The sequence below is a fragment of the Singulisphaera sp. GP187 genome, assembly GCF_900129635.1.
Taxonomy (GTDB): domain Bacteria; phylum Planctomycetota; class Planctomycetia; order Isosphaerales; family Isosphaeraceae; genus Singulisphaera.
In genome coordinates this window covers 5,071,199-5,094,736 of sequence record NZ_FSRB01000001.1, presented here as the reverse complement: position 1 = coordinate 5,094,736, position 23,538 = coordinate 5,071,199, and the positions used below count along the sequence as shown (strand labels likewise).

Here is a 23,538-nt window from a genome sequence, read left to right as displayed (position 1 = left end):
CCGTCCTTAGCCTGGCTTCATTCATCGGTTCTGTGTTGAGACTGAATGTCATTGTCTCGAATGGCCGGTCGTTAAGTCCAGCCCAGGTCGACGCGTCCTGGCATTTCGGTGGAGTCGTTGGTCGTCGGCGTTCTTGGAAGATCAATGGCAACACAATATCCGCACGTGACGAGAATTTGTGGGCGTCATGACTTTAAAGATTATGAAATTCATGCAATGGCGTATTGTGGAAAATTTGAGCTATCGTTATGTTGGGTATTCAGTGATCCGCATGCCATTGATGGCAAAGCATGTTTCGATGGATCGTCGTCGAGCCCTTGTTGGGTGGGGGCCTCTTCATATCGAATGCCCCCTCGATTGCTCCGCGCTCTCGAACCCTTCGACGCAGGGAGACTGCTCATGAATCCGCACCATGACCCGATCCTGTGCATCGTCCCTCCCCACATCCTGCACGCCTTGGCCGCGAGCGACGATGAAAAACTTCGCGAGATCGGTCTGCGATCGTTGATCGCCTCATCCCGGCTGCGAGGGCGCCGCGATATCTTCGCCCAGTCGGCGCTGGGGACTCCAACCGGCACGTTGCGGCGAACCATCTACGACGCCAAGAACAACACCACGCTCCCTGGCGATCTTGTGCGGTCTGAAGGTGGACCCCTCTCGTCCGATCAGGCTGTCAATGAGGCATACGACGGCCTGGGCGCAACCTACAAGCTCTATTCCGACATCTATCACCGCAACTCGATCGATGATCTGGGCATGAGACTTGACGCCTCGGTTCACTTCGGCCAGGACTATGACAACGCCTTCTTCGATGGTCGGCAGATGGTCTTTGGCGATGGGGACGGCGTGATCTTCACCGGCTTTACCAAGGCGATCGACGTCATTGGCCACGAGCTGACGCATGGGGTCACCCAGTTCACCGCGGATCTCGAGTATCACGACCAATCCGGAGCGCTGAACGAGTCGATGTCTGACGTTTTCGGGTCACTCGTCAAGCAGTATTCGAAGAAGCAGACCGCCGCCAAGGCCGACTGGCTGATTGGCAGCGGCATCCTGGCCCCCGGTGTAAACGGCCAGGCGTTGCGCTCGATGAAGGCGCCGGGGACGGCCTACGACGACGACAGACTGGGTGGCAAGGACCCCCAACCGGCGCACATGAGCGACTACGTCGATTTGCCAAATACGGAGTCCGGCGACCACGGCGGTGTGCATATCAATTCAGGGATCCCCAACCATGCCTTCTATCTCGCCGCCGTCGCGATCGCCGGCCCGAGCGACAACGCCTGGGATGGGGCCGGCCTCATCTGGTACAACGCGCTGCTGCGGCTTTGGAGAACGGCTCAATTTCAGGATTGCGCCGATGTGACCCATGAGGTTGCGGGCACCCTTTTCGGGACGAATAGCGCGCAGCAGCAAGCCGTGGGACAGGCGTGGTCGAACGTCGGAATCGAGATCCAGGCCACCTCGGCCGCGGCCCGGAGTCGGGCGGCGAAGTCGCGGGGGCGTGCCGCTGCGAAGGCGTCAGGGAACGGCAACCTGAAGAAAGAGCTGGAGCATGCTTTGAGCGAGCTGTCGGGTATCATGGAACGAATGTAACCGGCGTGGCTTCGCTGATTCGATTCGTTGCGCTGGCGTTCGGCCAGGAAGAGGTGGCATGCGAGTGACTTACGAACGTGTTGGCGGCCAGCTTCCCTTCATGAAAAAGACCAACTCCATCGACACCGAAACGATGCCGGACAGCGAATCACGCGAGTTCCTCGAGCTTGCGGCTCGCTCCGGCATTCTGGGGATGGAGGATCGCCGGGTCGCCCCGTCAGCCGCCCGCGACCAATTCACTTATATTTTGACGGTTGAGGACGGCGGCAAGAGTCGTCGTGTCGAGGTGTCCGACACGGATATGCCCGCGTCGATTCGCCCTCTGATCGACTATTTCAGAGCACGAAAGGGCTCCGGTGGCCCGCGAAACCCGTAAAACCTGGGTCGGGCTTCCGGGGCGTGTCTCACGGCCAACTCACCTACACAGGCCCGAAAGGGTCTGTGTCTTTTCTTTGGCAAAAAATTGCATTTGTTGAATAGACCGTGGTCGGGACAAAAGGGCCTGCGAGGAAGCGACTCTCGACCTCGACCGTCGCGGCGGATTGACATGTAAGGCGAAGCCTATGCCTCCTCGGCCATTGCCGCGTTCACTCCGCCACGACCGCTTCGGAATTTGAAGCGGTCGGGGCAAGTTGGATTCTGCGGCCGATCTCAGGCGGACTGCGAGCCTTCCAGCGCCTGGTCGAGATCCGCGATCAGATCATCCACGTCCTCGATGCCGCACGAGTAGCGCACCAAGGTTTCGGGAATCCCCAGGGCGGCCCGCTCCTCGGCGGTCAGTTCGACGTGGGAGCCGGTCGCCGGGGGAGCGACCACGGTTTCCACCGCCCCGAGATTCGCGGCGCGGTGCGCCCAGCGGAGCCGGGGCAGGAACCGCTTGACCACGGCGAAGTCGCCGGGCAACTGGAAGCTGAGCACGCCGCCGAACCCGCCGGGCATCTGCCGCTTGGCGACGTCGTGGTTCGGGTGATCTTCCAGGCCGGGATAAAAAACATGCTCGACAAGCGGGTGGGCCCGCAAGTGGCGTGCGATCGCCAGGGCATTGTGGTTCTGGCGTTCCACCCGTAGCGCCAGCGTCTTCATCCCGCGGAGCAGCAGGTAGGCGGCATCGGCGTGCAGGGTCGCCCCCGTGATCTCCCGGCGCCGATAGATCGCCTTGATGAGCGCCGCGTCGCCCGCCGTCACGCCCCCCAGGGCATCGGCATGGCCACCGAGATATTTGGTCGCGCTATGGACCACCAGATGGGCGCCGAGCTCCAGCGGATGTTGATTGATCGGGGTCGCGAACGTATTGTCGACCACCACGATGGCTCCCTGCGCCCGTGCGCGAGCGGACAGGCGTTCGAGGTCGAGCACCTTGCAGGTCGGGTTGGTCGGGCTCTCCAGGTAGAGCACCCGTAAGCCGCCGTCGATCGCGGTCTCGATCGCCGCCTGGTCGGCCGTCTGGCAGAGCGTGACTTGCACCCCGACCCGCGGCAGAAACTCACTGAACAGGCGGTTGGTGCCGCCGTAAGTGTCGGTCACCGACACCACGCGCTGACCTGGCTCCAGCAAGGTGAACAAGGTGTCGCTGATCGCGGCCATGCCGGTCGAGAAGCTGGTGGCGGCCTCAGCCCCTTCCAGCACGCGCAGCTTCTCCTCGAAGACGGCGACGGTGGGATTGGTGTTTCGGCCGTAGATGTGCCCTTCGGTCTGCCCCAACGCGACCGATCGCCACTCGTCGAGGTCGTCATAACCGAACGAGACGCTGTGGACCACGGGAACCTGGGTGGCCCGTTGCATGTGGACACCCCCTTCACCCGCCCACACAGCCTGGGTGCGAGGATGCGGCTTGCCCTGGCGAGTCTGCTCTGAGTCGGACATTGACAGTGTTCCTGAACCTGGACGTCGCCGCAAGATCCGTGAAGCGACGTTGCCACCACGCCTGTGGTCTCGGGATTTTACGGCGGGACGCAGGTTGGGGTGTGTGGGTTCCGCGTGAAAGGGAGATCCGGGGCACGGGATCAATAATCAAGTCGTGTTGATTCGTTGCCCTCGTGCCAATCCCGAAAGGAACGACGGGGCGGTGTTGCACCACCTTCCCCCTCGGCCTTGGTCCTCTGGGGCAGCGTAGCGCTCGGGTCGTATCGAGCCGCCGACTCCTCCGACCAGGCCCTGCTTCATCGTACCGAGTGTTGCGTCGAGAAGCAAAGTTTGCCAATCGCAGTCCGGCTCCCTCCCGCCTGATCGATCCGTCTGAAAGCCGATTCCAATCCAAGGGGCCTACCCATTGGAGCTTGAACAAGCGGCAAGCGCGATGAATCCTGAGCATTTGGGTTCGCTCATGGTTGAAGGCCCATTCCTAAGCCATCGAGGAATCGCCGATGCGAACGCTGAACCCAAAAACTTGAGGGCGATTTGATTGATGAGGGGAAGAGGGCTTGCATGCAATCGCCGAAATCAGCAAGATAGGGATTCAGGAATCCCTTTCGGGTTTGAGGTTTCACGAGCGCAAAGAAGAGTTCACCTCTCGTCGCTTTCGAAGGCCCTTGGTTTTGGCACTCGTGTTCTCTCACGGGGATCGGTTGACCTGGAAGGGGGGGGGAACCCCGCCTGCGGATCGACGTGCTTGACGCGATGCGAGTACGCCGTTTCGGCTTTCTCATAAAAAAATAAGGGGAACAAGCGATGGTCGCAACCGGTTGCGGACGGGATCGAACGGCGTGGTCGCTCCGGCGGTTCGGCTTCACCCTGATCGAGCTCTTGGTGGTCATTGCGATCATCGGGGTCTTGGTGGCCCTTCTGCTCCCGGCCGTATCCAACGCCCGCGAGTCGGCCCGACGAGCGCAGTGTGTGAACAACCTGAAGCAGATCGGGATTGCGCTGTTGAATTACCACGATACGGTGGGTTGCTTTCCCCCCGGTCAGATTGGCGCTTCGGAATGGATGGTCTGGTCGGCCCACGCGATGCTCTTACCCTACCTGGAACAAAAGCCGCTCTACGACGCCGCCAATTTTGACTTTGGGATGGGCTGTCGGCCCGACGGCAAGGCGGTGGAAAACCGGACCGTGACCCGGACCAAGATCGACCTGTTTCTCTGCCCGTCCGACATCAATCGGCTGACCACCCCGGAGGGGCACAACAACTACGTAGGCAACAGCGGCAATGCGCTCGACTCGGCCTGTCACCCGGGTCGGTTCAGCGGGTTCTTCATTGGCCCGGACTTCAACTCGACCGAGGCCCAGGTCAAGGCGATCATCGACGTGACTGATGGGCTCAGCCAGTCGATCGCGTTCAGTGAACGCGTCAAAGGATTTAAGGATGCGAATTTTATCTATGATATATCGAAACCGTATATTACGGTTTATGTCGTTGATTTCGGTTTCATGGAATCCGCGATGTGGAGCCTTCCGGCGCCCTATGCCGATCGATGCCGCAGCCTCAAAATCCGCAACATGGCCAATGGCCATAGCTCGGGCATCATGACCGGAATGGGGTATTCGGCGGGGCAGGGGGGTGGGAGCGGTGGCTCCTGGGCCGTGGGCCTGCCGACACACACCCGCTATACCCATCTGATGACCCCGAATACCTGGAGTTGTGCCCCCACCGCCCCCGATTATCGGATGCACGGCGCGTTCACGGCCAGCAGTCGGCACCCGGGACTCGTCAACGCCCTGTTCGGCGACGGGGCGGTCCGATCGATCAAGGAATCGATCAATCGCGAACCCTGGTGGGCGCTCGGGACGATCGCCAACGGCGAGTCGATCTCCTCGGATCGCTATTGAAGGCAGGGATGCCCGGGGCCGAGATTCTGCCCGATCCCCAGTTCAGAGATCCTTGGGCCAGCGGCGGGTCTCTTCGAGGGATTCGCCGGTTTCGAGGAGGCTCTTGAGGCTGGCCAGGATCATCGGCCATCCGGTCGACGTCGCGTCGATCAGCTTCGAGTTGGCTTGCCCCATCTCGTGGGTGAGCGTGAGCTTGACCGCCTCGCCCTTCGCTTCGAGTTCGTAGGTCAGGCGCGAATGACCCTCGGCGTGCATCTCAGGGAAGAGTTCATTGCGCCACGAGAGGACGAGCCGCCGATGGGGCTCGATCTCGAGAATTTCGCCGCTGTCGCCGACTCGACCACCGGGAATCATCAGGCGCCACGAGGCGCCCGGCTTCCATTCGCACTCTTGCCAGGTTTCGCCCCAGAATTGCCGGGTGAACTCGGGCTCGATGAGCGCCTGCCACAGCTTCTCGGGCGTCGTGCGGATGTAGGTTACGTAGACGAATCGCGAATCAGCCATCGGTCTCTCCTTCCAGTCGCTTCTTGAGGTCGGCGAGCGCGCGCAGTCGCCCCCGCTCGAATTTCTCGATCCAGCGGTCGGCAATTTCGTGGATCGGCACCGGGTTGAGGTAGTGCAGCTTCTCGCGACCCCGCCAGATCGGCACGACCAGCGACGCCTCTTCCAGCACCTTGAGGTGCTTCGTCACGGCCTGACGGGACATCTCCATCTGTTCGCAGAGCTGCCCCAGCGTCTGACCGTTCTCCCGATGCAGCCGGTCAAGCAACAGTCGGCGGCCCGGGTCGGCCAGCGCTTTGAATACCTTGTCGAGATCAGCGTCCATCGCCTTATTGTGCAACCGCCGGGTTGCGTGTCAAGGCCGTCGAGTGGGTTTGCGGGCGAGAGACGGGGACGCAGCGAGTGGTTGCAGGAAAAAACGGACCAATTGTAATAATCGCATGTGTAAAAATAAGAATGTTACATTTGAATTTTCGGGTTATACGGCCGAGCCCCATTGAGGCGGTCCGCCGTCGTCGGGCATGGCGCCGGCTGGCGATCCTACCGGCTTCCCGCCGGTTCGTGGATTGGTGTTTCACGTAAAATTAATAAATGCTTTATATCAAGTTATTGGGTTTGTGCGGTAATCGGTCCTCTGCGTCGGCAGCTTGACGGCCGTTCTGATTCAATTAACCCCTGGTGCCCCATGAAGCGGAATGGCTTCACGTTGATCGAACTCCTTGTGGTGATCGCGATTATCGCCGTGCTGATTGCCTTGCTCCTGCCCGCCGTTCAGGCTGCCCGCGAGGCCGCCCGTCGGATGCAGTGCGTGAACAGTCTCAAGCAGATGGGCCTGGGGCTGCACAACTATGAGAGCTCGATCGGGGCCTTCCCGCCGGCCACGATCCTGACCTACGCCTCGGCCACCGCGACGAAGCCGATCTGGCAGGGTTCGTGGAGCATCAACGCCCGAATCGCTCCCTACCTGGAGCTCGGTCCGTTGTTCAACGCGATCAACTTCACGGGGACTTATAGCGACCCGTCGAACACCACCGTCAGCAACACGCCGGTCAATTTCCTCTTCTGCCCGAGCGACCCAGGCAGTCACATCGACAACGCGAGCTACGGCGGCACCCTGACCGCCACGAGCAGTTACGGCCAGTTCGTCGGCGATTGGTACGTCTGGTCGAACGGCGGCCCGATCAACCGGGGCCCCTTCGGGCCGAACGCCTCGCGCACGATCGCCCAGTTTACCGACGGCCTGAGCAACAGCATGTTCGCCTCGGAAGGGTATATCGGTCACCTCCAGGCGCGGAACTGCTATTCGAACCCGCAGAGTCCCCCGGGGATGAGCCCGAGCGTTGTCCCCGACCCGAGCGTCTCGATCACGACCCTCCAATCCCTGGTCAGCGCCTGTTCGGGGTCGGGCAAATTCGGCCTGAAATTGGGGCACACGCGGTGGACCAATGGCGGCGTCTACTACTCGGGCGTGACAACGGCCGTGCCGCCCAACACCAAGGTGACTTACCCCGGCTACAGCGGGCCGTTTGACTGGGTCAGCGTCGACGAGAACAACGGCGGCCCCACCTATGCGTCGTTGTCCGCCAGCAGCTACCATTCCGGCGGGGTGAACGTGCTCTTCGCCGACGGCTCCGTGAAGTTCGTGAAGGACTCGGTGAACGGCTTCACGTGGCGGGCTCTCGGCACGATCGCGGGCGGCGAGGTGATCTCGGCCGACGCTTACTGATTCGCCTTCATCGGGGGGCGAAGGCCGGCATTCACATTCTATCTACATCTGCCTGCGCAGAACATGCCATCACTTTTAGGATGCTACGCCATGAAGCTATCTCGCCCCTTGATCGCCTTGGCTTGGTCGCTCCTCGTCTTCGCTCCCCTGGTCCAGGCCGGTAACCCGACGCCCCGGGCCGTCTCGAATGCGCCCGACGGTGCCTTTGTCGTCAAACCCTATCTCCAAATCGGCCGTACCCCGGCCCCCGATACGCTTCAACTCCTCTGGCACGCTCCCGACACCGACACCGACACCGACGCCGACTGGTCCGTCGAGCACCGGGCTGCGGCCGACCGCCCCTGGGGGAAGGCCGACACTCTGGACTTCGTCCCTGTCGCAGTGGCGGGCATCGAGCCGCACCGAGTCTACCGCGCGGCCCTGACCGGCCTGGTGCCGGGCGGATCGTTCGCTTACCGAGTCCTCAAGGGAGGAGAGGCCGTTTTCTCGGCCGAGGCCCGCGCGCCCAAGAGGGCCGATCAGCCCTTCCGCTTCGTCGCCTTCGGCGACTGCGGAGCCGGGACCCCCGAGCAGAAGCCGCTGGCGCACCGGGCGTACCTGTCCAAGCCCGATCTCGCGGTGATCCCCGGCGACATGGTCTACGAGTACGGCCTGATCTCCGAGTACCGGGAGAAATTCTGGCCCGTCTACAACGCCGAGTCGCCCACCGAATCGGGCTCGCCCCTTCTCCGCTCGGTCCCGTTCGTCGCCGCGCCGGGGAACCACGACACCGAGATCCGTGATCTGGACAAGTATCCCGATGCCCTTGCCTATTATCTCGTCTGGGACCAGCCGCTCAACGGCCCGCTCGGGGAGGAAGGTGGCCCGTTCGTCCCGTCGCTGAAGGGGTCGGAGGCGAATCAGCGGGCGTTCACCAAGGCCGCCGGCAAGGCCTACCCGCGGATGACGAACTTTTCGTTCAACTACGGAAACGCCCACTGGACCATCGTCGACTCCAACCCCTATGTCGACTGGACCGACGCGAAGCTCAAGGAGTGGGTCGCCGCCGACCTCGCCTCCGCCAAGGACGCCACCTGGAGGTTTGTCGCCTTCCACCACCCTGGATTCAACTCGGCCAATGAGCATATCGAGCAGCAGCACATGAGGCTCCTGGCCCCGATCCTTGAGGCCGGTAAGGTCGACATCGTCTTCAGCGGTCACGTCCACAACTATCAGCGATCCTTCCCCCTCCGATTCGAGCCGCTGAAACAGGGGACGCTCATGGTCGGCGGCCGGGACCGCAAGACGGTCCGTGGCCGGGTCGTTCCCGGCCGGTGGACGCTCGATCAATCCTTCGACGGCAAGACCGACACCTCGCCGGAAGGCGTGATCTACATCGTCACCGGCGCCGGCGGCCAGAAGCTCTACAATCCCGAGCAGAATGACGACCCCGACTCCTGGCAGAAGTTCACCGACAAGTTCGTCTCCAACGCCCACTCCCTGACCGTGGCCGACGTCGACGGCAAGACCTTGACCATCCGTCAGCTCACCGCGGAAGGCAAGGAAGTTGACCGATTCGTCGTCACCAAATGACCCAAGTTCATGAATAGGATCTTTGAGAATTTTGCGGTGATCCGTGGGATGCCAGAGTTCGGCTCGCGTCCCCAGGTTAGCCCGGAGGGGGGCGCTCGAGGGACAGAGTGGCTCCTCTCCTGTTGGCCAGGCACCTCCCTATAGAAGGAAATGCGGGAAACCTGGATAATCCGTCAAGGTGGGCGGCTGACCGCCCATTTTTACTGAAACTCCCAGATGACCCACCTGAAGTGCCTGGCTACTCCTTTCTCTCGAAGGAGCCTCATCAATGATGCCATCCGTCCCTACGATCCTGACTCCCGACGAGGGCGTTCGATTCGCCGTCGGCCCGTTCGCCATCACCAGCCGGGTCCTTGGCAGCCAGTCGGGCGGAGCGTTCGAGCTCTACGAGCTCACCCTCGGCGCCGCCACGATCGACTACCACGTCCACGACACCATGGACGAAACGATCTGCGTCGTCGCCGGGGAGATCGAGTTCACCGTCGCCGGCCAAAAGTTCTCCCGGCCGGCAGGGTCGGTGGCATTCATCCCCCGAGGCGTCCACCACGGGTTCACCAACCACGGCCCGGCGCAGGCCACAGTCCTGATCCTGTTCACGCCGAGTCGAAACCAGAACGAATACTTCCGAGAACTCGAGCGGCTTTTCGCCGCTCCGACCCTGGACCTAGAGGTCCTGCAAACCCTCCAGCAGCAATTTGACCAGGCGTTGGTCCCGGCCGATTGAAGTAGCGCAAACGAAAGAATTTGTCAATGATGACTGACAGTCAGAAAAGTAATGTCCGCAATTTGCAGCCCCGGAGGGGCGACCGTCAATAGCCAGGGGCGCAAGCCCCTGGGAATCATGTTCAAACCAGGATTTTTGTAGCCCCGAAGGGGCGACCGTGAATCACCGAAGCCTGACGCGGACGGTCGCCCCTGCGGGGCTGCAAAAAAACAGACTTTACTTTCCTGACTCTCAGTAAAACCGGCGAGCGCGTGCGCAACGCGATGGTAAACCGCTGCAAGCAATGATACTTTTTTCTCCGCCCGCCCGCTCATCCCTCTCCCCAAGAGGACTTCCCTCCGGGCCGCCCCGGCCGCCTTGCTCCGCTGCTCCAGAATCAACACCGGTGAATGGGTCATCAAGAAGCCGGGCTGCCTCCTCGAGAAGCGAAGCGATCCACCCTCCTCTGGACCCTTCCAATCCTCCCCGCTCGAAGTTTCTTTTCGATTCGGCGCTAAACTTGCTTGCGATAGCCTTCCGATTCTTATTTAAGGGATCATAGGTCTGAATTTGTTGGGACAGGTTTCGTGGGTGAGAATCAGGGAGACAGACCATGCTTCAACGTACCAGGGCAATGCGACAAGTCCCCCGCCGTTCCCGGCGACTGGCCCCCGCAATTGATCGATTGGAGGGGCGAGCGTTGCTCTCGACCGCCCCGACCACCACGGCCAGCATCATGGGCCAGGCTGGGGCCAACGGGTATTACGTCAGCCCTGTGACGATCGACTTGACGGCGACCGAACCGAATGTCACTCCAGCCTCGCTGACGACGATGTATCGTGTGAACAATGGTCCGTTCACGGCAGGTAACCAGGTCGTCCTGACCGAGGACGGGACGGACGTCGTTCAGTTCTTCTCGGCCGATGCCAGCGGCAACGTCGAGGCGCCCCAAACCCTCTTCGTCAAGATCGACACGACGGCTCCCATCGTCACCGAGTCGGCCCAGCCCACGACCCTCTGGCCTCCGAACCACAAGTTCAGCACTGTGACCGTGACTGGGACCGCCATCGACAGTGTCTCCGGCATCAATGGCTCGCGGATTCTTTATTCGGTTCGCGACGAGTACGGCCAGGTGCAACCACAAGGGACAGCCGTGGTGAACGCGGACGGGACTTACTCCTTCAACGTCCAGCTCCAGGCGAGCCGAACCGGGCAAGACCGCGATGGTCGTCAGTACACGATCGTCGTCCGTGCGCAAAACGGGGCAGGCCTGGGCGCAACCCAGAGTACGATCGTGACGGTGCCGCACGACCAAGGACACGCGGGAGCGGGAGGCTCGGGATCCAGCGGCGGCGGCCACCGAGGTGGAAAGGGGAATCCGGGGCATGGTCGTGACCAACATCAAGGGGACGGGCATGGCCAAGGTCACGGGAATGGGAATGGGCACGCGAAGGGCCAAGGTCACGGGAACGGGAACGGGAACGGGAACGCGAATGGGCAAGGTCACGGGAATGGGAATGGGCACGGAAACAAACACGGTTGATTCCTGGTTCACGCGGACCCGACAAGAGCTCGAGCGAGCGTGGTCGTCGTGATCTTGAGCGTAGTTCCCTGGTCGCAGAAGTGGCTGTCCTGGTCGTACCCGGGCGCTGCGTCGCGGCCGTAGGGACGCGTAAACCTTCAAAACCTTTGCCCACCCGACCACGCGGATTGAGATCGAGGTGGCCGACCTCGAAATGGCCACGAGACCGACGGCCTTCCTCCCCCCTCTTTTTTTCAACGACCCGCCAAAGAGCGAGGAATCATCCTCGTTCCCACGGTCCTCCGTGGGAATGCCGTCCCCGACGCTCCGCGTCGTCTGGCCCTCGCAAGCCGAGGACGCAGAGCGTCCCAGACTGCATTTCCACGGGGGACCGTGGGAACGAGTCGCGAGCGGTTTTCTAAGCCGTTGGTCTCGGTTTTCTTTGATTTTCTGATGGGTGATCGCGGGGATGCATAGCCCACTGGGTGCCACGGGTTGTACTCAACCCGTGAGCGATTGCCAAGGTTTTTGGCTCACGGGTTGAGTACAACCCGTGGCACCCAACGTCGATTACTGATGCCTCATCCTACTGCACTCATGTGCTTGTTTAGCAAGGCTTTCTGTTCCTGAGTCAGGGTGTGGAGCACAGGCGGTTTCGGCGGCTTATGCGGTTTGCGACGAGGCCACTTGCGTGTGGCTTTCGGGCTCTTCTGCTTCCGGCACCCGGCGCGGCAGCCCGCGAGTCGCTTGTGGTAACACTTGGCCTTGGGTTTCACGGCCGCGTCGATCTCCTTGCGGATCTCGATCAGAACTTTGCGGGGGCTGATCACTGGGCCATCGGTCGCCGACGCCGACGCCGGCCGAAGCGCCAGGTCGGCATGCGCCAGGAGGATCTGCGTGGCCAGCAGTGACAACTCGGCCTCGCGATGCACCAAGGCCACCGTGCGGCTAGCGAGTTTCAATTTATTGATTATACGCTTGTATGTGCGAAATAGTCCTTCATTACGCCATCTCCAGCGGTAGAATTTGGCGGCCGTCGCCGCCGACATCCGGGCTGGGTCGAGGACGTCGGTCAGGAGCCAGACGTCGCGTTTGACCGACCCCTTACCCTTGCCCTTGGCCGGGATCCGGATCAAGCGGCATTGGATCGGCGCTTCCCCTTTCTTCTGGACATAGTTCGGCCAGTACAAGACAGGGCCTTCGGTCCAATCCTCCAGGTTCGCCACTTCGAGGGTGTAGAGGTCGACCCGCGACGACATCCGGAACAGGAACGATCGCTTGACACCGAGGATCGCCCGGACCAGATCGAAGCCCATATAAGCGGCGTCGCAGACGATCAGGGCCTCGGGCGAGAGGGTGGCGAGCAAGTGCCTCAAATGCTCTTGCTCGGCCGCGGTGCCCGGGCCGAGTCGCCACGACCAAAGCAGTCCCGTGGGCAAGTGGACGAACGCCGTCAGCCAGACGTTGGGGGCCGCGTCGTTCTTGCCGGCCTGCCCGAGTCCCCGTTCCAACTCGGGGGTGCGGGGGCACTCGATCCGCGAGCCGTCGCAGCCCATCGGCTCGAAGCCGTCGACAATCCGCCGCGACCCCAGTCGGGCGTGGATCTGTTGCCGAACCCCCGCGGCCAACGCCCTGAGTTGTCGCATGGGGACGCGTCGCATCGCTTTCTGGAAGCCGACGAGGGTCTTTCCCGGGCGTCTTCGCGACTCATGGCAGGCGACGTAGTATCCCCGGGCCTTCTCAAACCTCTCGGACTCGGAGTCGCCGGTGGCCCAGGTCATGGCGAGCATGACCACGACCAGTGGCTGGAGATCCCACCGCGGCGCCGACCGCCTTTGAGGAACAACCCCTCGGGCTTGCTTCCAGACCGTCGGGGTGAGAAACTGTCGGACATAGCCGATCAACGACTGCGGTTGCTGCAAGCCTTGCAGCGTCCGAGCTGCCTTCATCGCCGTTCTTCCTCAATCCAGGTGAGTGCCGGTTGCTAGCCGCACCCATCATGACGAAGAACGGCGATTTTTTGCCCCCCCTTCTCTCGAACGAACCGCAGCCACGGAGCGGCAGTAATTCTCTGGTCCGGTGAGAGTTACATCCGTTGTTGACGACGCCGAGTTACTGACGTTGCGTGGCACCCAGGGCTTGCACATCATTCAATATTAAGGAAGACCATGTCCACCTGCTTAGCTCTGGATCGGGTCGTTGTTTTTTTACTTTCCCAAGCTCCACCTTCGAATCAAGCAGGCTCTCCGCGCCGATGATCCGACACGGAATTCACTTCCAAGGGGAAATTATGATCTGAGACCGAATGATTTCGGGCGAATGGACTTCGCGGAGGAGAGGGAGAGGAAGTTGTTGATAAGTAGGCCGACGAAGCGATGGATTTTGGCCGATGGATCGATCCACCCTCGCCCCTGTGAGCCCATCATGCTCTCTCGACTTCTCCGCGTGGGTCAGTCTTTCGATCACCAGAGTTCCTCGTATTTGTTCCAGACGGCGAGTATCAGGATGAGGCCGTAGGGTGTCATATTCACGAGGGGGACGTTGAGCCTGCATGCTCTGATGAGGTCGGCCGAAAAGCTGACACAATCCCGCACGCAGACAACATAACTTCCGGTCGAGTATTGCCTGGCCACCTTTTCCCCAGCCTTGGCCAGGACCGTGTCGGTCACATGGATTCGGATGCCATGGTTCATGCGGTAGCTCTCGTCGTCGTGAAAGACCTTGCCGACCCTCGTGGCCGGCGACCGGTGCGTCGACGGCCCAAACCCGAGCCAGTCATCCTTATATTTGATATCATTAAACTCGAGCTTGCAGGCGCTATGAGGAACGGCCCCGGTGACACTGATAATGCTCAATTGACCCACGAGGGCCTCCTGGTAATCAGGGGGAGTGAGGAAGAAATCGGTGTCAGATCATCATGGCTTCGTATGCTGTCAGGCCAACAGAGGAATCATCAAGAATCATAGGATTTGACACCGAATGATTTGGTTAGCTCCCCACCGAGAAATAACCGGCGAAGACGGAGACGCTGAAGAGCGCTCCGCGATACCCCGAGATCGGCCGGTTCAGCCCGGTGGTATAAGGTGGCGGGCTCGTGCCGTTCGCGTTCCTGATGTTGATCGTCATGAAATTGCCCGTGGCGGCTCCGAAGTCGAACAGGACGGGAGCTGTGTTTTTTGGGATCGTCTTGACGATGGACTGCCCCGTGTTGTTCAGGTTCACGGTGACCGTCAGAGTCAGGGAGGTGTTGTTGGCGACCCGGACGCTATCGAGGCTCGACTGGGGCGCCACCACGCCCGGTCCGGGGAAAGCGGCGGCGTGCTTGCCGGTCACCCGGATCGCGCCGGTCGCGACCCCGGCGGCAACGTCCCGGTTCAGGTCGGCCAGGAGCAGCCGCACCGTCGCTCGCCCCGAGCCGGGTACAGCCGAGTTGAACGACGCCAAATCGCTGATCCAGGCGGACGCGAGCTCCGTTCTCCCAAACGGAATCCGTGTCGAAAGCCTTGTCAGGCTGTTCTCCGCCTGGGCGGTGTTGTGGGTCTTCGCCAGCCTCGCCACCACGGTTGCGACGTCGGCAGCGACGGTTTCATAGGTCCGTGAGGTCAGGACCGGGGTGAGCCCCGACAGCAACTGCCGCGACTCCACCGCCTCGACCTGCAACGTCGTACGCGCACTCGGCTTTCGCATGGATGTAGCCCTCCGCCCTCGATTGCCGGATCCCGTCTCGTGGAGTCGCCGCCCGCGACGGCTCCATGCGCTGGAGAGAGGGGCGGCGACCGAATCGAGTGTCTGTCTCTCCAGGATAGGCCATGTTAGCCGGTTTCAATCCGGTTGGTACCGTTTTCCAGAGCGCACGGGGTAGGTGACCTTGGTTAGATATTTTTGAGAAAGTAAATAAGTTATTGGTTGAATAAGTGGATGCCAAGTGCGAATTGCGGGAATGACCCGGTTTTTCGTAATCTCGGTGCCTGGTCGCCGGTCTTCTTCTTGTGTCATGGGCTGACTCCTGGCTGGGTGAAAAAGGACCAACCCCGCAGGATCGCCACGCTGACAAGTCGGGATTGAGCGATCGCTTACCCCATTGCTCGGGGGTCGCCGCTCCTCCGAATTCGATAGAGCACGTGTCGCCGCAACCTGTGTCCCACGGGCAACTTTGGATGGTCGAAGTCCTCCGCTTCCGACCGGGTCATTCCAATCCGCTCCATCACGGCCCGCGACCGGGTGTTGTCCGGCACGGTGAACGACACGATCTCGTCGAGCCCCAGCCGTTCGAAGCCGTAACGCAGCGCGCCACGCGCCGCCTCGGTGGCATAGCCTTTGCCCCAATGCGCGCGGGCAAGACGCCAGCCGATCTCGACGCAGGGGGTGAAGGGAGCCTCGAAGGTTTCGTGGTGCAGGCCGACGAAGCCGATGAACGAAGCGACGTCTGGAACCTCCAACGCCCAGAGACCGTAGCCCTGCCGGTCGAGCAAGTCGCGGAATCGGGTTGCGAGGGAATCGCTCTCCTGCCGGTTGAGCGTCTTCGAGAAATATTCCATCACCGCCGCGTCGGCGTTCATCGCGGCGAAGGGTTCAAGGTCGGCCTCGCACCAAGGGCGGAGCAGGAGCCGGTCGGAACGGAGGAAGCGGTCGGAAGTGGTTCCGTCGCCGTGCGAGAAGTCGCCGCCCATGATCGGTAGCCCTCGAACCTGGTCGCTCAAAATCATCCCAGCCTGTCCAGCACGGTGCGGTTGCCATCGGTGATTCAAGAACTACGAAATCAGGGTAACGATGATTTGCAAATCCGTGTTTTTTACTGTCGAAGCACGAGCAGCAAATCACCCGCGTGAAATATCCACACAGGAAAATGCTCCGATTCCAATTGTCAATTGCCCCATTGATCATTGAGGCCTGCGATCGAGAACGGGACCATTCCCCTCGTGTTCGGCACTCCGTTTGTTCTGCGGATTTCGACCTAAGCATGGACCCCTCGGCGCCATTGGGGCGAGCCACCGAGGGAGGCGTGTCGCAAACGAGGGAGTGGTGGGGCCACCCCTTGCCACGGAAATGATCCGAGCGGCCCCTTGAAGTGCCTGGCGACACTTCGGCTCGTGGAGAAGAACCCGTTTGCGCCGTGTCGGAGGCTTACTCCCGAGGCAGAACGATTCAATCGGTCGGGAGTGCGGCGAGCGCCTGGAACGTGATATCGATCATGCGATCGGTGTTTGCCGCGTGATTGGTGGCAAACCGGTTGTTTCGCCGATCGCCGATCGCGTTGCAGAACGACGTGAACAGGTGCCCCTGGCCGCAGAGCTTCGACGCGAGAACTGCATTCTCCATCTCGATCGCTTCGATCTTTCCGAAGGGCGCGACCGCTTTCATCGCGAAGAGAGCCTTGTCCAGGTCCGGCAAGCACGCTTGGAATCGGCTAACCGGGCGCCACTGTTCATCGTAGAATCCGGGACAGGTCACTCCGATTCCCACTGCGATCGGGAACCCCGCTTCGTTTGCCGATTGCTTCAGTGCGTCATTGAGCTGTTGCGAGGTGGAGTTCATGTACGGATAAAACACATCCCGTCTGTCGACCCACGGTGCGATCTGGTTCCGGACCGTAGCCCAGAAGGCTTCGAACAGGACATTCTCTTCCGGTGTCCGGTCGGGCCGTTTGATCATGTGGCCCCCGACATCCAGGCCGAAGGTGGCGGTGGTGATAATGCCTGAGCCGGGAGCGGTCTCCAACTGTCCGAATCCACAGGTTCCAATCCGCACAGCCCGGATCTGCGGGAAGCGCTCTCGACGACGTTGAGTCGTGAAGTCCATCTCGGTCAGGAAGATGGCTTCGTCGACGACGATCGCCGTACTGCCGACTCCCATATGAGTGGTAAATACCCCAACCTCGAGGCCGGTCTCGGGATCTTTGGCCCACACCGCATTCAGGTCGCGATTCGAGTTCGACGCGAACACTTGGAGACGTCTCTTCTCCACGATCCGCTCTTGTCGCTCCGGAGCCCCGACGAAGATCATGTTCACGACCGGCTTCTCACCGACAAAAGCAGGGAGTCGCACGTGATACGGTTGACCATTTTCGAGCACCAGGTCGCCGCCGGAAAATGGACCTGGGTTGTTGCGAAGCCAGGGGAACTTCTCAGTCAATGCGGCGCTGTTCAGCATTGCTCCCTCCTTGACGAAACACGGGAGTGGCAGAAAGAGGATGTTTATCAATAGCGATGTTGTTTGTGTCGTCTGGAATAGGGAATCACTTCCCACAGGAATAAGTTTATCCAGCTTGCGCAGGCAACGTCAAGAATGATAAATGTCCTTCGGATTGTCCCCGTGGGACGACTTTGAGTCTGCCCCAGAAGGCGAATCCCACCGGAGTTTTGACACTTCTCGCTGATCACCACCGGAGTTTTGACATAAATCTTGCTGTAAATGGCAGTGAATCACGTTTTTCTCATTCCCACGCTCCGCGTGGGAATGCCGTCTTGGACGCTCCGCGTCCTCTGGCGACCGACATTGCCAGAATCGAAGACGACGCAGAGCGTCGAAGACGGCATTCCCACGGAGGACCGTGGGAACGAGGGGGAATCTCGGTTCCATCCGTGGTGGTGATCAGCGAGAAGTCTCGGAGTTTTCGATGATCTGCCGGGTGCCATGCAACGTCAGTAACTCGGCGTCGTCAACAACGGATGTAACTCTCACCGGACCAGAGAATTACTGCCGCTCCGTGGCTGCGGTTCGTTCGAGAGAAGGGGGGGCAAAAAATCGCCGTTCTTCGTCATGATGGGTGCGGCTAGCAACCGGCACTCACCTGGATTGAGGAAGAACGGCGATGAAGGCAGCTCGGACGCTGCAAGGCTTGCAGCAACCGCAGTCGTTGATCGGCTATGTCCGACAGTTTCTCACCCCGACGGTCTGGAAGCAAGCCCGAGGGGTTGTTCCTCAAAGGCGGTCGGCGCCGCGGTGGGATCTCCAGCCACTGGTCGTGGTCATGCTCGCCATGACCTGGGCCACCGGCGACTCCGAGTCCGAGAGGTTTGAGAAGGCCCGGGGATACTACGTCGCCTGCCATGAGTCGCGAAGACGCCCGGGAAAGACCCTCGTCGGCTTCCAGAAGGCGATGCGACGCGTCCCCATGCGACAACTCAGGGCGTTGGCCGCGGGGGTTCGGCAACAGATCCACGCCCGACTGGGGTCGCGGCGGATTGTCGACGGCTTCGAGCCGATGGGCTGCGACGGCTCGCGGATCGAGTGCCCCCGCACCCCCGAGTTGGAACGGGGACTCGGGCAGGCCGGCAAGAACGACGCGGCCCCCAACGTCTGGCTGACGGCGTTCGTCCACTTGCCCACGGGACTGCTTTGGTCGTGGCGACTCGGCCCGGGCACCGCGGCCGAGCAAGAGCATTTGAGGCACTTGCTCGCCACCCTCTCGCCCGAGGCCCTGATCGTCTGCGACGCCGCTTATATGGGCTTCGATCTGGTCCGGGCGATCCTCGGTGTCAAGCGATCGTTCCTGTTCCGGATGTCGTCGCGGGTCGACCTCTACACCCTCGAAGTGGCGAACCTGGAGGATTGGACCGAAGGCCCTGTCTTGTACTGGCCGAACTATGTCCAGAAGAAAGGGGAAGCGCCGATCCAATGCCGCTTGATCCGGATCCCGGCCAAGGGCAAGGGTAAGGGGTCGGTCAAACGCGACGTCTGGCTCCTGACCGACGTCCTCGACCCAGCCCGGATGTCGGCGGCGACGGCCGCCAAATTCTACCGCTGGAGATGGCGTAATGAAGGACTATTTCGCACATACAAGCGTATAATCAATAAATTGAAACTCGCTAGCCGCACGGTGGCCTTGGTGCATCGCGAGGCCGAGTTGTCACTGCTGGCCACGCAGATCCTCCTGGCGCATGCCGACCTGGCGCTTCGGCCGGCGTCGGCGTCGGCGTCGGCGACCGATGGCCCAGTGATCAGCCCCCGCAAAGTTCTGATCGAGATCCGCAAGGAGATCGACGCGGCCGTGAAACCCAAGGCCAAGTGTTACCACAAGCGACTCGCGGGCTGCCGCGCCGGGTGCCGGAAGCAGAAGAGCCCGAAAGCCACACGCAAGTGGCCTCGTCGCAAACCGCATAAGCCGCCGAAACCGCCTGTGCTCCACACCCTGACTCAGGAACAGAAAGCCTTGCTAAACAAGCACATGAGTGCAGTAGGATGAGGCATCAGTAATCGACGTTGGGTGCCATGCGGTTCCGTACGCGGACCCCATGCGGGAATGCCTTGGCCTGGGCACCCAAACGTCCTTCCTTTCCCGGCTCAGCCTGACCTGCCGAGACAGACTCTTACTTGAGGTCTGATCCGAGATCGGGGAACGAGGTGGTCGAGAGCACGGTTCGTTTGGGCAAATCGATCACGCTGACCCGCTTCGCTCCCCCGCTCTCGTAGGCGACAACGAGGGTGGTCGGATCGCGGAGGGCCCGGCCGTAGTGTTTGCGAATGCCCGTGATCAGTTCCGTGTAACCGGAGCCACCGGCGTCTGAGACTCCGAGCGTGCGCAAGTCTTGTCCATCGAAGTCGCCGTCATGGTCCGTGTCTTGCTTCACGACGTCGAAGAGCCACCACTGCACACTCTCCCGGTCGTGAGTACCGGCCTTATCGACCGGTGTCCTGTCGAGAGCTTCCGGCAAGGCGACGGCCTCATTGATGGAATAGTCGTTCGTGGGGAGGAGACGGCGGATCGATTGGTTGTCGAGATTCAAGAAAACATAGTTATGCGTAGGGGAGTCTACCGAAGAATAACTCGAAAGGGACAAACCCCGATCATCGGCGATGGAGCGAATGGAGGCCATGAGAAAGGGCGCGCCGGGGACTCGATCGAAGTGCTCGAGAAACCTTGGGGCGTTCGCGTTCGCCCGCTTCGCGGCTGAGGAACTGGTCGTGACAGGTTTTTGAGTCAGTGCCTTTGACCCTCCCATAAATGCGATCCATATTCCCGTTCCAATAATGAGCGAGGCCAGGGCAAACTTGAATCGCCGTGGGATCAACCTTCGCGTCTTTGGATCCACCAGAAGCCTCCGGTTTCGAACGTCCAGCCTCGACACCAACGGCCGGAACATGTCACGCGATGAGTTTACGAACTTGAAAAGAAAAAGCCGACATTGGAAGTCGGTGGGAACAAGGGGGACCTCGCGCCGATCGTCAAGCGCCGATCGTCGCGAGGTCCCCCTTTCTGCGACCCCCGGTCTGCGCGACTCACGACGACGCGGTCTTCGCCGTTGCATCGCTCAACAGGCTCATGATCGTGCGATAACTGAGACCCTCTGCCGCAGGGGCGATATTCCCCCCGGCCAGCGCCGTGGCGGCGCCCTGGAGGCTTGCCATCGCATGGCAGTAAAGTGCCGAGCCGAGGCTGACACGCCGCACGCCGGCCGCCTGAAGTTCGGCGATCGGCACCGGGCCGGTCCCGGGCCCGATCAGCACGTTGACGGGTTTGGGGGCGACCGCCTTCACCACAGCTCGGATCGCGTCGATGTCCGGCAGAAGCGGCGCGTAGAGGACGTCGGCGCCCACATCGGCGAACGCGACGAGCCGTCGGATGGTGTCGTCCAGATCCGGCCTGCCGAATAAGTAGTTGTCCGTGCGCCCGGTCAGCATGATCCGCCCCTTCGCCACGCGGGCCGCTTGGCGGATCCGTTCGACGGCGTGATCGAAGTCATGGATCGGTTTCTCGGGGTGAGCCGTCGTGTCCTCGATACCAACCCCGGCCATCCCCGCCGCGATGGCAGCCTCGACGGTCGCGGCGCAATCCTCAGGGGCGGGGCCGAAACCGTCCTCGAGATCGGCATTGACGGGAAGTCCCGTCAGCCTGCCGAGCAAGGCCGCATTCTCGAGTGCCTCTGACTTGCTGACCGCATGCGCGCCGTCAGGACGCCCGAGCGCGAAGGCGATCGCGGCGGATGACGATCCCAACGCCTGGAACCCGGCCTGTTTCAGCAGCAGTGCGGAAACGCCATCCCATGCGTTCGGCATCACCACGCCGCCCTCCTGCTCATGGAGGGCGCGAAAGCGTTCATGGAGTTCCGGTTGTTTCACGACATCTCCTCCTCGCTTGATCCGTGGATGTCGAAGGGCACTCGCCTCAAATCGCCTGGATCGACCGGCGTACGCGATCACCGCCCCTTCTCGTCCGACATCGCCGAATCCCGTGCGTTGGGCCCGAGTATCTACTACAGGGACGAGCGAGACGACGATTTGGTGACAGCACGCGGTGATTTTGCCGGGAAGGGGGTGTCATGCCGAGAAAAGGGGATATCCGGCAATAATGCCGTTGTCTGGGGAAGATGGGGTGTAAGAGATCCTGCGGCTCGAGGTTCCCCTTAGCATCGCGGCCGTCCCTGATCGCGAAGACACGACTTCAACCCCAGTGATTTGGCCGTATCGCGCACCCACGTCTCCGAACCCAAGGGGCGGTCACGGCGAATTGCTGCGCGGATGGTTGTCCATTCCGCTTCGGTCATGAGCGCGTTGACGTCGACGATCGAGCCTTCGCCGCGGGGCGCTGGACCCGGGTCGAGTGTCGGTGCCGGGCCGATCCTCGAGAGGCTCGACCACCACCACCGTTCGGCTCGCTCCACCAATTCGGCCCGGAGGGGTTCCGCTCGATGGAGCGGAGGACGACTCGGAGGTGGTCGTCGCGTGACATGGCAAGAACGCGGTTTGCAGAGCGAAAATCGCATAGCGAGTATCAGTTCATCTGACTTGCGCAATCTACGTCATAAACGAGGAATGTGCCCTTTGCCTTTGTCCGATCGGTGCGCCATCTTCGTGGCATTCGACCAAGAGTCGATATGACCAGCCTGTGATCTGGCTTGCCGCGCGGTTCCGTGATATGTTTTTTTGACTCGGCGGGTCGGACCACCGCGCTTGGTCCTCAGGCGAGGTCAAAGGGGTTTCAACGATGTTCAGCTTCATCTTAGCGGCATTTACCATCGGCCTGGGGCTCAAGGCGTTCACCCCGGCCGGTCTACCTCTCAACAGTAAGAAGAACCTCACCGGCGTTCCCGCCAAGGTGATCGGGATCGTCTGCGTACTTCTAGGCGTTGCCTTGATTGTTGACGGGGTGTTCGGGACGATGCGGTTGGTTTCCCTCGGTACTGGCCGATAGGCTTCCCCGGCACCTGCCTCCAACGGCAGAACCCAGCGGCTCGTCGTTACTCGAAGACAAGGATTTAAGTAAGATGTCTCAGTGTTCCGAAGTAGGCACGATCAAATTGGTATTCAAGCCTGGAATTGCAAACTTGTCGGCCGGGGTCATCCTCGGTCTGTTGCTCATAGGAGGCGGGGTTTTCGGGTTAATCATGTCCACGAAGGCCGTGATCGTGTATCGTGGGGACTTCCCGCACGGGTACGGAGAATGGAGCTGGTTCGGCGTATTCTTGGTTTGGCTCGTGTCGATCCCCGCGATCCCCGGCGGCTGGTACCTCATCAAATGGATGCGCACCTTGATGTCGCTCAAGGTCGAGCTTGGCGGGCTCGGATTGTTGCTCACGGAACGTGATGGGCCGCGCACGATCCTCTGGGACAACATCGAAATGATGGAGGAACATCATTCGATTGAACTGAGGAATTACGGTCTTCCGCCGAGGGTGAATAAGAGTTTTATCGTGATTTCACGCGAAGGGGAACCGTTCTCGTTCGAGGAGAATTCGATCAAGGATTATCTCCTACTCGCCCGTATGATCCAGATCGAGACGGAACGTCGATCGATTCCCTGGACCATCGTGAATGACCGCTTTTAGCTCGGAAGAGGAAAAGGGGATAATCGGCGATTTGGCCGTTATCTGGGTAAGATCGGCAGTGAGAGATCCTGCCGCTCGAGGTCGCCTTGGCGCCGCGGCCGTCCCCTCCCCGATCGCGGAAACTCGATTTCAATCCCAGCGATTCGGCGGTATCGCGCACCCGCATCTCCGAACCCAAGGGGCGGTCGCGGCGGATCGACTCGCGGATCGTCGTGCATTCCGCTTCGGTCATCAGCGCGTTGACGTCCTCGGTCCAGCCTTCGCCGCGGGGTGCTGGACCCGGATCGAGCATCGGCGCCGGGCCGCCACTCGAGAGGCTGGGCCATCGCCGCCGGCGCATGGCATGGCAAGGATCCGTTTCGCATAGCGAAAATCGCAAAACTTACGT

General features: G+C 61.1%; 20 protein-coding genes. 10 read left to right on the top strand and 10 right to left on the bottom strand.

Annotated elements, in window-relative coordinates; genetic code table 11:
- Positions 1–399: 399 nt before the first annotated feature.
- On the top strand, positions 400–1,596 hold the full coding sequence (locus BUS42_RS19755) for a M4 family metallopeptidase (RefSeq protein WP_074309016.1): 1,197 nt from the start codon (positions 400–402) through the stop codon (positions 1,594–1,596).
- 58 nt (positions 1,597–1,654) lie between these two features.
- On the top strand, positions 1,655–1,972 hold the full coding sequence (locus BUS42_RS19750) for a protealysin inhibitor emfourin (protein ID WP_074309013.1): 318 nt from the start codon (positions 1,655–1,657) through the stop codon (positions 1,970–1,972).
- Between the two features lie 275 nt (positions 1,973–2,247).
- Here BUS42_RS19750 and BUS42_RS19745 read toward each other — a convergent pair whose 3' ends face one another.
- A complete protein-coding gene (locus tag BUS42_RS19745; protein ID WP_074309010.1) occupies positions 2,248–3,459 on the bottom strand; it encodes a cystathionine gamma-synthase family protein in 1,212 nt (403 codons plus the stop codon).
- 804 nt (positions 3,460–4,263) lie between these two features.
- Here BUS42_RS19745 and BUS42_RS19740 point away from each other — a divergent pair.
- Positions 4,264–5,361: a DUF1559 domain-containing protein gene (locus BUS42_RS19740; RefSeq protein WP_074309006.1), complete on the top strand. Its 1,098-nt coding sequence runs from the start codon at positions 4,264–4,266 to the stop codon at positions 5,359–5,361.
- Between the two features lie 42 nt (positions 5,362–5,403).
- On the opposite strand, the gene BUS42_RS19735 is transcribed toward BUS42_RS19740, so the two are convergent.
- Entirely contained in the window at positions 5,404–5,865 is a 462-nt protein-coding gene (locus BUS42_RS19735; RefSeq protein WP_074309004.1) for an SRPBCC family protein, read from the bottom strand.
- Positions 5,858–6,187 (bottom strand): ArsR/SmtB family transcription factor, encoded by a 330-nt coding sequence (locus BUS42_RS19730; RefSeq protein ID WP_074309002.1) that lies wholly within the window; start codon positions 6,185–6,187, stop codon positions 5,858–5,860. Before BUS42_RS19730 ends, BUS42_RS19735 begins: the two co-directional genes overlap by 8 nt.
- Before the next feature lie 360 nt (positions 6,188–6,547).
- Between BUS42_RS19730 and BUS42_RS19725 the strand changes: the two genes are divergently transcribed.
- From BUS42_RS19725 to BUS42_RS19710, 4 genes are all read left to right on the top strand, one after another.
- Complete coding sequence (locus BUS42_RS19725; RefSeq protein ID WP_074308999.1) at positions 6,548–7,588, top strand: DUF1559 family PulG-like putative transporter; 1,041 nt, start codon at positions 6,548–6,550, stop codon at positions 7,586–7,588.
- A 90-nt stretch (positions 7,589–7,678) separates the two neighbouring features.
- Positions 7,679–9,160, top strand: coding sequence for a metallophosphoesterase (locus tag BUS42_RS19720; protein WP_074308996.1), 1,482 nt, complete (start codon positions 7,679–7,681; stop codon positions 9,158–9,160).
- Positions 9,161–9,428: 268 nt separating this feature from the next.
- Positions 9,429–9,884 (top strand): cupin domain-containing protein, encoded by a 456-nt coding sequence (locus BUS42_RS19715; protein WP_083670346.1) that lies wholly within the window; start codon positions 9,429–9,431, stop codon positions 9,882–9,884.
- A 592-nt stretch (positions 9,885–10,476) separates the two neighbouring features.
- Positions 10,477–11,406, top strand: coding sequence for a hypothetical protein (locus tag BUS42_RS19710; protein WP_143206385.1), 930 nt, complete (start codon positions 10,477–10,479; stop codon positions 11,404–11,406).
- 560 nt (positions 11,407–11,966) lie between these two features.
- Here the strand turns inward: BUS42_RS19710 and BUS42_RS19705 are convergent.
- The 5 genes from BUS42_RS19705 to BUS42_RS19685 all read right to left on the bottom strand — a co-directional run bounded on the left by BUS42_RS19705 (position 11,967) and on the right by BUS42_RS19685 (position 17,535).
- Positions 11,967–13,334, bottom strand: coding sequence for a transposase (locus tag BUS42_RS19705; protein ID WP_074304734.1), 1,368 nt, complete (start codon positions 13,332–13,334; stop codon positions 11,967–11,969).
- Positions 13,335–13,847: 513 nt separating this feature from the next.
- Positions 13,848–14,249 carry a hypothetical protein gene (locus BUS42_RS19700; protein ID WP_074308991.1) on the bottom strand — a complete coding sequence of 134 codons (402 nt, stop codon included), beginning with the start codon at positions 14,247–14,249 and terminating at the stop codon, positions 13,848–13,850.
- 124 nt (positions 14,250–14,373) lie between these two features.
- Positions 14,374–15,072, bottom strand: coding sequence for a hypothetical protein (locus BUS42_RS19695; RefSeq protein WP_074308989.1), 699 nt, complete (start codon positions 15,070–15,072; stop codon positions 14,374–14,376).
- Between the two features lie 386 nt (positions 15,073–15,458).
- The gene (locus BUS42_RS19690; protein ID WP_254053621.1) at positions 15,459–16,091 is read right to left on the bottom strand and encodes a GNAT family N-acetyltransferase; all 633 of its coding nucleotides are present in this window, start codon (positions 16,089–16,091) and stop codon (positions 15,459–15,461) included.
- A 439-nt stretch (positions 16,092–16,530) separates the two neighbouring features.
- Positions 16,531–17,535 carry a phosphorylase family protein gene (locus tag BUS42_RS19685; RefSeq protein WP_074308987.1) on the bottom strand — a complete coding sequence of 335 codons (1,005 nt, stop codon included), beginning with the start codon at positions 17,533–17,535 and terminating at the stop codon, positions 16,531–16,533.
- Positions 17,536–18,196: 661 nt separating this feature from the next.
- Here BUS42_RS19685 and BUS42_RS19680 point away from each other — a divergent pair.
- Positions 18,197–19,570: a transposase gene (locus BUS42_RS19680; RefSeq protein WP_074307590.1), complete on the top strand. Its 1,374-nt coding sequence runs from the start codon at positions 18,197–18,199 to the stop codon at positions 19,568–19,570.
- 124 nt (positions 19,571–19,694) lie between these two features.
- On the opposite strand, the gene BUS42_RS44130 is transcribed toward BUS42_RS19680, so the two are convergent.
- On the bottom strand, positions 19,695–20,111 hold the full coding sequence (locus BUS42_RS44130; RefSeq protein WP_173878229.1) for a hypothetical protein: 417 nt from the start codon (positions 20,109–20,111) through the stop codon (positions 19,695–19,697).
- A gap of 493 nt (positions 20,112–20,604) precedes the next feature.
- The gene (locus BUS42_RS19670; RefSeq protein ID WP_074308983.1) at positions 20,605–21,444 is read right to left on the bottom strand and encodes an isocitrate lyase/PEP mutase family protein; all 840 of its coding nucleotides are present in this window, start codon (positions 21,442–21,444) and stop codon (positions 20,605–20,607) included.
- 865 nt (positions 21,445–22,309) lie between these two features.
- Here BUS42_RS19670 and BUS42_RS19660 point away from each other — a divergent pair.
- Both BUS42_RS19660 and BUS42_RS19655 read left to right on the top strand, forming a co-directional pair.
- Positions 22,310–22,516 carry a hypothetical protein gene (locus BUS42_RS19660; RefSeq protein WP_074308980.1) on the top strand — a complete coding sequence of 69 codons (207 nt, stop codon included), beginning with the start codon at positions 22,310–22,312 and terminating at the stop codon, positions 22,514–22,516.
- A gap of 193 nt (positions 22,517–22,709) precedes the next feature.
- Positions 22,710–23,150, top strand: coding sequence for a hypothetical protein (locus BUS42_RS19655; RefSeq protein WP_074308978.1), 441 nt, complete (start codon positions 22,710–22,712; stop codon positions 23,148–23,150).
- The last annotated feature ends 388 nt before the right edge of the window (positions 23,151–23,538 follow it).